This window comes from Desmonostoc vinosum (assembly GCF_059505385.1).
The window spans coordinates 50,952-62,169 of sequence record NZ_JCACKM010000017.1; the positions used below are offsets into that span (position 1 = coordinate 50,952).

Consider the following 11,218-nt stretch of genomic DNA (forward strand, 5'->3'; position numbering starts at 1 on the left):
TGACTATAGATGATTGCCTCTGAGGAAAAAATTAACAGAATTGATCACCCATCTTGTTAATAGAGACGTGCCATAGTACGTCTCTAGAAATCCTATTACAGCGTCTCCACTAGATAAACAGCCCAAATAGCCATAGCCCGGAGATAAGTGCTAGCACGAAAAGTACCTGCGGCAGTGATAGCTTCAGGCGTGCGGAATTGCAACCCGTTGTCATAAATTTGTTGCACCACAGCCTTTGTTAAACGAAATGCTTCATCCTTCATCCCCATTTGCAGGAGAAATGCCGCTAGCCCAAAGTTAATTCCCGTCCAAACTTCTAGAGGATGAGTGGCTTGAGGGTTTTCGGGTGAACCGTCGGGACGAACACCGTTAGCAGCCCCGAATTGACCATCATAAAACTTGAGAAAGCAAGCATCGTAAATGGTTTTGAGGGCACAGAGGGCGCGATCGCTCGGTACAATATCTGGTAATTTCAAGAGACGGGCGTAAAATTGTCCACACAGTTGATCTGCCATGACGACATCGGAACCGCTTTCACTGTCGAGTTGGTAATATTGCCCATTCCAGAGTTTTTGGTCGTAGATGGGGCGAGACTGGGCTAACCAAGATTCGTAGGTGGATTTTTGCATTGCTATGGTGTCAAGGTCGCCAAGGTTTTTTTGTAATAAAATTTCGCTAATTGCGATCGCTGCTTCTAGAGATGCTAGCCATAAGCCACCACAGTAAGCGCTTATACCTTGTAATCGCCAATCATCGAAGGTTTGATCGGGTGCGCCGGAATTTTCGGGAATGCAGTCGCCGTCTTTGTCGAAGGTTTTGAGGTAGTTGAGGGTTTGGGCGATCGCATCCCAGCAGTCTGCTAAAAATTTGACATCGTTAGCACCTGTGAGGAGGAAATCACGGTATACTTGCAAAACAAAGTCACTGCCTAGATCTTTCCATAAATTGCAGTCTTGATAGCTGGTATAGTTGGTTTTTTCCCAGACGTGTTCGTTGGGTGCGCCTAAATCGTGGGGCGTTGCACCTGCGACTTTACGCACAGCAATGGGACTTTCTGCTTTGATTGTTAAGTAGTAGCCGATAATCCGGGGAGTATCGTCACCTTGAGGAATTGCCCTGGCAAAGGCCCGCATTACCGACTTTTCCAGTTCTGGAAACAGCATTAATAAAGCAAAAGAACCATATAACCTGACATCGAGACTTTCGTACCAGCGGTAATCTAAGCATTCCAACACTGCAAACTGACCGATGGGGTCGAGTTTGGAAGCTGCACTCCAAAGAGTACCACCACTGGTGAGGTCATAAAGCTCGTTAAATAGAGCCATTTTGAACCAAGAGGGTAAATCTTCCCGTTCAATAATGGGTTGCTGCCAACTTTGAATTTGCGATCGCCAACTTTGGTATTGTTCTAAAGCAGTCGAGGCGATCGTCCAGGCATGATTACCATTTTTACCAAAAAAATCTGTATATCTGCGGTAATAATTAACTCCAGCAGCAAATTCTGTTACTGGGAAGTCCCACGCCACAACGAAGGGAATTTCTAGAGTTTCTCCTGGTTGTAAGGTGAAACGGAGTGCGATCGCAGCTGCTATCTGTGTATTTTTTGCTGCTGGGCTTGCGTCTAGATAATTAGGCAAAGAGCCATCTTCAGCGAAACTTTGCCACACCTCCTCACCTGTACCATCTGGATTCCAACCAGTATGATAAGATACTTCAAGTTGGGGACGTTTGATCGTCGCAATGCACCAACTTCCATCTCCTTCTTGCACAACTTCTTCGTTACCAACCCGACTTAAAACACAGCCTAAATATTGTGTATTTTCAACTATCTGATTGTAATTGCCTACACTTTCTCTCCACCGTGGCTGATACTCGTAAACTGGACTACCATCATCGCGCACTTGCACTTGGGGAGATTTGAGCGCATTAGTAAACCAGCCCACCGTATTTTGCCAGGTAAGCATAATGCTGAGCGTAATCGGTGCATTTGTAGGATTGTAAGCATTCCAAAGAAACACTGCTACTGGGTAACTAGTTTCTTGATAGTTATTTGCCCAGATGGGAGAAAACTGTTCACAGGTTAGCTGTGCTTGAAATACATTTTCATATATAAACCAGCTGCGCGGGTAGAGAGCATGATAAGTACCTGTATCTTGTGGAGTGGGCATCTTATCCGCTGGGGTAGGTGGATACCATTGCCACGCTTGCAGAGTATCATCTTCTGGTGACTGTGTACACAAAGCGTAGGCACTAGAAGACGTGCCATTAGACTCAAACACACTAAATTGACAAGCGGGTATATTTTTAAACACATGCTCACCGCCATCAATATGCCAGAGATTAAAGTCTCCCCGCGAAGAACGACCAATACAACCTGCACCAAAGCCACCTAAAGGCATACCATGCCAAGGGCCATCATCGATATTGCTAGCGTAGCGGACAGTATAGGGTTTATCCCAGCCTAAACCGATGGGACGATTCCAAGTGCAAGCAGGAATTTTGGGGAAGAGTTGATTTGTCATCACCTGATGTTACAGCGTGTTGTTACGTCCATGAAGACTAACGCGATGTGCGATTTTTCTCAAGTTGATCCGGTTAAGGATTGGGGACTGGGTACAGACTCTTGCCGTAGACAATTGGTACGTTGGTCTTCAGGGATTTTTCAGAAATTCCAGTATTAGACACACAACATGTTTTTGAAAGTTATAATGGGTTGAGTTGCACTACGACGTTGGTGACTGCCATCAAGTTTTTTGATCTATGCCTTTAAAGAAAAGGGAGTCAAACGGTTCTCGTGGCAGTAGACCGGGCATGTACCCGGAAACTTTAAACGAGGAATTTAGATTCCCACCTGGTTTAACCAGGTCATAAACTTAGGTAAAACGGCGTCGCGGTGAACTTAAAATTTTTAGCTCCCAAGTTTAGTTAAATCTGGGAGCTTTAATTATTTGAATGGAGAGTGGGGAGTAGGGACTAGGGAGAAGCCGCAACTCACCAACCAACAATATGGTTCGACTTAGCGTTAGTTGAGCGTTCGCGTAGCGTCTCCGACAGGAGAAGCCGAAACTCACTAACCAAAAGATGAGGGAGAAATTTTCTCCGCGTCCCCGCGTCCCCGTGTCCCCATGTCCTCTTCCCAATTCCCAATTCTGTATAAATTGATTCTAATTTAGGTACCATTCAGAGTTATGATAACTGGATCGCGTTAAATTGTGGTTAAAACTACAAAAAATTGTCACAACAACTATTTAATACCGTGTTTCCGGCCTCGGTTTTCCAACTAGACAATGGTTTAACGTTTATTCATCAAGAAATTCCCACTACCCCTGTAGTTGTGGCGGATGTTTGGGTGAGAGCTGGAGCAAGCCTAGAACCAAAACCGTGGTTCGGTATGGCACATTTTTTAGAACATATGATTTTTAAAGGAACAGCGACGCTACCCCCTGGAATGTTTGATTACGCTATTGAAAACAGGGGTGGCGTGAGCAATGCGGCTACAAGCCATGATTATGCTCATTACTCGCTCACTACAGGTGCCTCTTGCCTCGAAGATATTCTGCCCTATTTGGGAGAACTACTGCTCAATGCAGCAATTCCAGAGGATGAATTTATCCGTGAACGAGATGTAGTCTTAGAGGAAATCCGTTCTTGTTATGATGATCCTGACTGGATAGGATTTCAATCTCTTTTAAATAATGTTTATCAGTGCCATCCTTATGGGCGTTCAGTGCTAGGTACTGAACAAGAGCTAATGCAGCAATCACCAGAAGCAATGCGCTGTTTTCACCGCACGCATTACCAGCCAGAAAATATGACAGTCGTGATTGTGGGTGGTATTGCTCAACAACCTGCATGGGAACTAGTTAATCACACTTTTGCAGATTTTGCCAAACGTGCCGATTGTCCTCAATCTGAAAAGATTTTCGAGCCGAGAATAGCAGAAGTTCGTCGTCAAGAACTGTGCTTACCGCGCATCGAGCAAGCACGGCTAATCATGGCGTGGCTAGTTCCAGGTGTAGAGCAACTCGGCACTGCTTATGGATTAGATTTGCTCTCGGTATTGCTAGCAGAAGGACGAACTTCACGCCTAGTACGCGATTTACGCGAAGATTTGCAATTGGTGCAAGGAATTTGCAGTAATTTTTCTCTCCAGCGAGAATCGAGTTTATTTACTATTACTGCCTGGTTGGAACCGGAAAACTTAGAGCAGGTAGAATCTTTGATTTGCGAGCATTTAGATGATTTGCAGACTCAGGGAATTACCGAACAAGAACTTGCACGTACGCAGAGACTGTTGTGTAACGAGTATGCATTCTCTACTGAAACACCAAATCAGCTGACTGGACTTTACGGTTATTACAATACCATCGCCCAAGCTGAATTAGCGGTGACTTATCCTCAGCAGATTCAATCTTTTGATACACAACAACTGCAAAAATTAGCTAAACAATATCTGTCACTACAGCATTACGCGGTGACTGTACTTAAACCCTGTTAGTCATTGGTCATTAGTCATTAGTCATTGGTCATTGGTTAGTAGTCAACAAGTCATCACCATTAAACCTCTTGCATAAATCTTTTTTTGTCTCACGCAGAGGCGCAGAGGCGCAGAGAAGAGAACGCAAAGAGGAACTTTTGCAAGAGGTCTATTCATTAAGGAAAAGATAATTAACAAATGACAAAGGACAAACAACAAATGACAACCTTGCTAGAAAAATCTCCTATTCACCGCATCGTGTTGAATAATGGCATTGTATTGCTGGTGTCGGAAAATCCGGTTGCGGATATTATCGCGGGGCGGATTTTTGTGCGTGCTGGTAGTTGTCACGAAAACCGAGAACTGGCGGGGTTGGCTCATTTGCTGTCAGCAGTGATGACGAAAGGTTGCGATGGACTCTCTAGCTTAGAAATTGCTGAAAAAGTCGAGTCTGTGGGAGCGAGTTTGAGCGCAGATGCGGCAACTGATTACTTTCTCTTATCTTTTAAGACAGTAACTTCAGATTTTGCAGAAATTTTAGCATTGGCGGGGCAACTTTTGCGATCGCCAACATTTCCCGAAGTGCAAGTAGAATTAGAACGGCGTCTAGCATTACAAGATATTCGCTCGCAAAAAGAGCAACCCTTCAATGTCGCTTTTGAACAAATGCGACAGGCAATGTACCAAAATCATCCCTATGCAGCTTCGGTACTAGGTGATGAAACAACTATGGGCCGATTAACTCGCGCAGACTTAGCAGAGTATCACCGAACTTATTTCCGTCCAGATAATATAGTAGTTAGTGTTGCTGGTCGAATCACACCCGAAGATGTAGTCAAGTTAGTAACAGAAGTTTTTGGTGATTGGCAAGTTCCAGCACCAGCATTACCAAAGCTGCATTTACCAGATGTTAAGGTGCAACCACAGTCAAGGCTAAAGCCTATAGATACACAGCAATCAATCGTCATGCTAGGTTATTTAGGCCCATCGGTCAGTTCTAGCGACTACGCCCCACTGAAATTGCTGTCTACGTATCTAGGAAATGGTCTTTCTAGCCGTCTATTTGTCGAATTGCGAGAAAAACGGGGTCTGGCTTACGAAGTGTCCGCTTTTTACTCAACCAGGCTGTTTCCAGCATCATTTGTGGTGTACATGGGTACAGCACCAGAAAATACTAGCATCGCTTTGCAAGGACTACAAAAAGAAGTATATCTGTTGCGTACCACCGAAGTATCTCCAAGCGAACTGCAAGCAGCTAAAAACAAAATCTTGGGACAGTATGCTTTAGGTAAACAAACAAACGGACAAATTGCTCAGATATATGGTTGGTATGAAATTTTGGGTTTAGGAATTGAGTTTGACCAAGAGTTTCAAGAAATGATTGCGGCTGTGAGTGCCAAAGATGCGATCGCTGTGGCTCAAAAGTACCTAGAGGAACCTTATCTGTCTTTGGTTGGTCAAGAGGAAGCAATTAACGGCGCGATCGCCTAATCTAAAATTGGATGCGATCGCCATCATCCCAGCTGCTTTCTCAACCAAGCGGCTGTAATATTAGCATCAGAAGATTCCGAGGGTAATTTCTATGAAAGGCAGCCTGACAGCATGTATCTTGAACTACCTGCAATCAATAGACATCAATATAAATCGCTCTCAATCTAAGTCTCTATTAGGAATTAAAATCCTCTTATTCGCCTCTGTGCCTCTGCTAGTTGGTTCCCAGATGATAGCAGCGATCGCTTCCCCAGCAGCAATTGCCCAAGTAACCACCGGCAGCGGTATTAATCGTCCTACTCTCAAAGTCGGTAGCCAAGGAGAACGTGTATCTGAACTGCAAGCAGCTCTAAAACTTTTAGGTTTTTACTCAGGTACAGTAGACGGCATTTATAACGAAAATACAGCTAGTGCTGTCTCTCGCTTTCAGCAAGCAGCAGGTTTGAACCCCGATGGCATTGTTGATACCAACACTTGGCAGCGACTTTTCCCCAACGGGCCAATGATGGCATCCACTGTCTCTTCACCTCAACCGCCATCCAACTCAACAAACTTCCCTGTTCCCACTCAAACTAACAACGTCACTAGAGTCGCAAATACTACTTCTGAACCCAAACCCACCAACCCTAAACCAGCCGCCACCCAAGTTGTCAATACCCGTCCCCAGCCCAAACCCACCAATCCCAAACCAGCCCAAACCCCAGTCTCGAATACGCGTCCTCAACCCAAACCTAACACTCCTAAAAAAGCTACAACCCCAGTCTCGAACACCAATCCTGAACCAAGACCTAGTAGCCCTAGACAAACTACAACTTCCAGGACACAGAAGACGCCGTCTCGTAACACATCCAGTACCCGCACTACATCAACTACACGTCCTAGCTTAACTCCTCCGACTGTGCGAAAACCCGGAATTCAATATACTGCCGCAGGATGGCCGATTTTGCGTGTAGGGATGCGTGGCGCTGAAGTTGTCAAGTTGCAAGAAAGACTCAAAAGGCTGGGACTTCTAAAGGACAGTGTTGATGGCGACTTTGGCGCGACAACTGAAGCAGCAGTCAAAGCTGTACAAAGGCGTTATGGTTTAGAGGCTGACGGTGTAGCCGGTGGCGAAACCTGGGAAATTCTTGCACGGCCATCTTCTGTGCGGCGTTAGGCTAGTACTACATACACCGTATAATTAGTAGAGGTATCTCTATGTAGAGAAACCTTTTTTGTGCTTTTTGCCATTTTTTTATTAATACATAGCGGTTATCAACCGCCTACAATACTAAAAGGATACGCCGATCAAAAGTAAGATATGATGCATGAAATATTGCATATATATTCATAGAGTCGTCCTTAATCATTTGTGACTATAAAAGGGAAATGACGACATTAATGGAATTTATTAGACTTAACTGCTAATTTCTCTAGAAAATCATATGCCACACTTTTTATTAACTTGGCTCGGTACTGCGGTGGCTTTATTGATTACCGCTAAGATCGTTTCAGGATTTGTTGTCAATGATATTGTAATTGCTCTGGTTGCTGCTGTTGTTATTGGACTGGTGAATGCTTTTATTCGCCCGGTTTTGCGGATTTTGACATTCCCAATTACCTTACTAACTTTTGGTTTATTTACATTTGTGATCAATGCCTTGACTCTGTGGCTTGCAAGTGCATTAACCCCTGGTTCTGGGTTTGAAATTAAGGGCTTTGTACCTGCTTTGTTGGGTTCGATTGTATTAGCGATCGTTTCTAGTATCATCAACTATTTTTTGAGAGTAGTTGAGTAGTGCTTCAAGACAGTTTTGATGGTTTGTAGCAAGCACTTTATGAGTCATGATCTTTATTGCTCGCGCTTACATCCCCATCCCCTTGTGCGTGGGGCGGTTGACTTGATCATGCCCGATCGCATCACTCTACAAATCAATGTGCAGCTTGAGCAACAGCTATTGTCACTGCACCTAGTTGCCCTTGCAAACGAAAAATCTGTTTAGGAACTACCAACTTCACCTGCAACTGTTGTGTGTTTGTCCACAAGGAAGCAGCTGAGGCAGCAAGAATGGTGGCCGCTTCTGCCACGCTGGGTGTTCCTACTTGTTGGTCGATAATCTTAGCAGGATTGGGGACACACACATGACGAAGAACTTCCGCACAAAAGGTTTTTAAAGGCAAATTGCGTAAGCGGCAAAATTCTACTAAACCAACCTCCGAGGCTTTAGTATCAATGGTCGCAATACCTGCGATCGCATTTTGGTCAAGTTGATTTGACCACAAAATTTCCTCAATTGCCGTTGCAATCAACAGGCGTGAACTACCCCTCTGACAACCAATTCCTACCCACAAACTGTGTAAATGTAGCGGTAGTTGCAGAATATTATTTTGCACTCTGTATTTCTACCAAAATTTATTTTTTTATTTTTTCTTTTAAATTGGGCAAAATCTTGAAAAGGTTGCTGTTTAACCGCGATCGCCTAACTATTTAAGCTAGCGTTCGTTATGATACCTAAAAAATGATCCTTACAATACTTTTCCGTGCAACTAAAAACTATATATTCTGTACATCTAGCACAGTAGGAATCGCCAAGAGAGAGACAAGGCAAACAGTACAAGGTCAAAGGTACAAGGTAAAAGGTCAGTTTGATTCTTCATTTTTGCTCCCTTTACATCCTTGTGGGCAAGTATTTCGCCTGCTCTCTGTCTTGGTGTTCCGATTTTTACCCTCTCCGTCGCCGCAAACTCACAACAGCAGCGACGGAGTTTTACTTTCTTAGTTTATTAACGTTTGAAAGTGCTTTTGTCTTTAGTATATAAGTAAATAACATTTATTTGATGTTTCGTCAATATTTTTCTGAAGCAAATTAAAGAAAAGTTGTGTTTGGGAATGGGTAACTCGGGGCCCCCGAGTTACCCATTCGCTTTCAAACTATGCACTACATCTTCATACCCATTAAATTCTGCAATCATCAAAGCAGTGTATCCACCACGATTTCTTAAATTTACATTCGCCCCGGCTTGTAGCAGTATTTGTACAGCCTCACAATAACCCATTGAGGCAGCCCACATTAATGCTGTTGCTCCTGCTGAATCTTGAAAATTTACATTTGCACCCTTTGATAGCAGCAAATGTATCATTTCTTTATCGTTAGTTTCTGCGGCTTTAAGTAGAGCTGTTTTGCCATCATCTCCTAGAGTATCGGGATCAGCACCATATTCTAATAAAACCTTGACTGTTTGTATGTGTCTGTTAGATGCTGCCAGTGTCAGAGGGATTTCACCTAAATTTTTACTATTAATATCTCCCCCAAAACGCAGTAGCATCTCAACAATTTGCCCATGTCCTTGCAACGCTGCTACCAGTAGTGGTGTATCACCCAGGTGATTTCTAATTTGTATATCCGCACCTCGGTTAAGCAATACTTGCACTACATCAACATAACCTTCTACAACAGCCAGGTGTAGGGCTGTTTCACCATCTTGATCTTGGTGATTGATCTCAGATCCTGCATCTAGTAAAGCGGAAGCGATCGCACTATGTCCAGCTGCCGCCGCTGCTAATAGTGCAGTTCCACCATCCGAGTTTTGTTGCTTAACATCAGCTCCTGCCGCCAGCAATGCTTGCACTACATCCAAATTTCCTAAGTCTACCGCTACCATCAGCAGAGTTTCACCATCTTCATCTTGATGATTGACATCTACGCCAGTTTGGAGAATTGCTTGAATAATTTCTACATCTTTACGTTTCAGTGCGAGTTTTAGCGCAGTATCATCGTCTTTATCTGCTAAATTCACCTCAGCACCAGCAGCCAGCAAGATTCGCACCACATCGACATGACCTTTGATTACTGCTGCCATTAAAGCTGTGCTGCCATCTTCATTAATGGCATTCACATCAGCGCCCTTGGATATCAATAGTTTGACAATATCAAGCTGATTAGTACTAGCTGCCAACATCAATGTGGTCAAACCATAGACTTTTCGAGACAAGTTCACATTTGCCCCAGCAGCCAACAGCGATCGCACAATTTCGGTGTAGCCTAAATTAGCAGCATACATTAATGCTGTCGTACCTTGGCGATCGCCGACATCTACTCTGGCACCAGTAGCCAGTAGCGCCCGCAGACGATTGATATCGCCACTTTTAGCAGCCATTAGCAGCAAAATATCATTGTTTTCAGTCATGACTATTCCCCTACTTATGGGGGATGAAAGGCGAGTTCCTAAAATTTAGTTTGAGAGCATTGATTAACTTTGGCAAGAGTGCAGTTTTATTCTCTAATAGAGATTAATACTTAGAACTAAATTTGCACTATTGATAAAAATTCATGGAATAACGGTAAATCATACACCGTCTCAGTGCCTGATTTTTACTGTAAAAACCTTAAATACTGTAAACAAAGTTATGCTAATTTTTATAAAGATTTAAGACTGGGCGAGAACACTATGAGTTTGGAACTTTCACCATCGGTTAAATATTGGCTGAACTTCTTTCACCCACTAATGATGTGGGTGTTATTGGCAATTTCACTGTATGCTGCTTACTTGGGCTTACAAGTACAGCGTACTAGAAGCGCTCAAGGCGACGAAAAAAAAGAACTGATTAAAGGTAAGTATAATATAAAACACTATCAAATCGGCTCAATACTCTTGGGTCTGATGGTAGCAGGTGCAATTGGTGGGATGGCTGTCACATACATCAATAATGGCAAGTTGTTCTTCGGGCCGCACCTGTTAGCAGGGTTGGGTATGACAAGTTTGATAGCGTTTTCTGCTTCCTTATCTCCTTACATGCAAAAAGGAGCCAATTGGGCAAGGATGACGCATATTTTGTTGAATTTCACTCTTTTAGGGCTGTTCGCTTGGCAAGCAATTACTGGTGTGCAAATTGTCCAAAGAATTCTTACTAATGCGTAATGCATAATGCGTAATTCGTAATTAGGGAAAGTACTGAGCAAGCACCATAATCTCTGATTGGATAGTCTATTCTATGAAGACACAGAAAGCGAACAATCAGTTGAGGGTACAAGCCTATACAGATTGCAATTACGAATTACGAATAGCGAACAATCAGTTGAGGGTACAAGCCTATACAGATTGCAATTACGAATTACGCGCTTCGCAGCGTAAAGCCTGCGGCATAGCTTCGCTTAGAGCGAGTCCTCGATAGCGTTAGCGTTAGCGAAGCGGTAGCGAGGTACGAGCGTCAGCGGTAGCGATAGCGTAGCGTAAAGCCTGCGGCATAGCTTCGCTTAGAGCGAGTCATCG

General features: G+C 43.7%; 8 protein-coding genes and 1 other RNA gene. 6 read left to right on the forward strand and 3 right to left on the reverse strand.

The genetic code is table 11. The features are described 5' to 3' along the window. Positions 1–95 precede the first annotated feature (95 nt). Positions 96–2,522, reverse strand: coding sequence for a GH116 family glycosyl hydrolase (locus AC5JMF_RS01835; RefSeq protein WP_495794012.1), 2,427 nt, complete (start codon positions 2,520–2,522; stop codon positions 96–98). Positions 2,523–2,717: 195 nt separating this feature from the next. Between AC5JMF_RS01835 and ssrS the strand changes: the two genes are divergently transcribed. The 5 genes from ssrS (at position 2,718) to AC5JMF_RS01860 (ending at position 7,746) form a co-directional block, all read left to right on the forward strand. Then, positions 2,718–2,901, forward strand: a non-coding RNA gene (gene ssrS, locus AC5JMF_RS01840) — 6S RNA. A 355-nt stretch (positions 2,902–3,256) separates the two neighbouring features. After that, positions 3,257–4,498 carry a M16 family metallopeptidase gene (locus AC5JMF_RS01845; protein WP_495794025.1) on the forward strand — a complete coding sequence of 414 codons (1,242 nt, stop codon included), beginning with the start codon at positions 3,257–3,259 and terminating at the stop codon, positions 4,496–4,498. Between the two features lie 198 nt (positions 4,499–4,696). Continuing rightward, on the forward strand, positions 4,697–5,968 hold the full coding sequence (locus AC5JMF_RS01850; protein ID WP_495794013.1) for a M16 family metallopeptidase: 1,272 nt from the start codon (positions 4,697–4,699) through the stop codon (positions 5,966–5,968). A 91-nt stretch (positions 5,969–6,059) separates the two neighbouring features. Then, the gene (locus AC5JMF_RS01855; protein ID WP_495794014.1) at positions 6,060–7,124 is read left to right on the forward strand and encodes a peptidoglycan-binding domain-containing protein; all 1,065 of its coding nucleotides are present in this window, start codon (positions 6,060–6,062) and stop codon (positions 7,122–7,124) included. A 268-nt stretch (positions 7,125–7,392) separates the two neighbouring features. Beyond that, complete coding sequence (locus AC5JMF_RS01860; RefSeq protein ID WP_495794015.1) at positions 7,393–7,746, forward strand: phage holin family protein; 354 nt, start codon at positions 7,393–7,395, stop codon at positions 7,744–7,746. A 133-nt stretch (positions 7,747–7,879) separates the two neighbouring features. Here AC5JMF_RS01860 and AC5JMF_RS01865 read toward each other — a convergent pair whose 3' ends face one another. Together AC5JMF_RS01865 and AC5JMF_RS01870 are read right to left on the reverse strand one after the other, a co-directional pair. Further along, positions 7,880–8,341 (reverse strand): cobalamin biosynthesis protein, encoded by a 462-nt coding sequence (locus tag AC5JMF_RS01865; protein ID WP_495794016.1) that lies wholly within the window; start codon positions 8,339–8,341, stop codon positions 7,880–7,882. A 519-nt stretch (positions 8,342–8,860) separates the two neighbouring features. Next, on the reverse strand, positions 8,861–10,135 hold the full coding sequence (locus AC5JMF_RS01870) for an ankyrin repeat domain-containing protein (protein WP_495794017.1): 1,275 nt from the start codon (positions 10,133–10,135) through the stop codon (positions 8,861–8,863). 261 nt (positions 10,136–10,396) lie between these two features. Here AC5JMF_RS01870 and AC5JMF_RS01875 point away from each other — a divergent pair, with 261 nt between their 5' ends. After that, on the forward strand, positions 10,397–10,867 hold the full coding sequence (locus AC5JMF_RS01875) for a DUF4079 domain-containing protein (protein ID WP_495794018.1): 471 nt from the start codon (positions 10,397–10,399) through the stop codon (positions 10,865–10,867). Positions 10,868–11,218 lie beyond the last annotated feature (351 nt).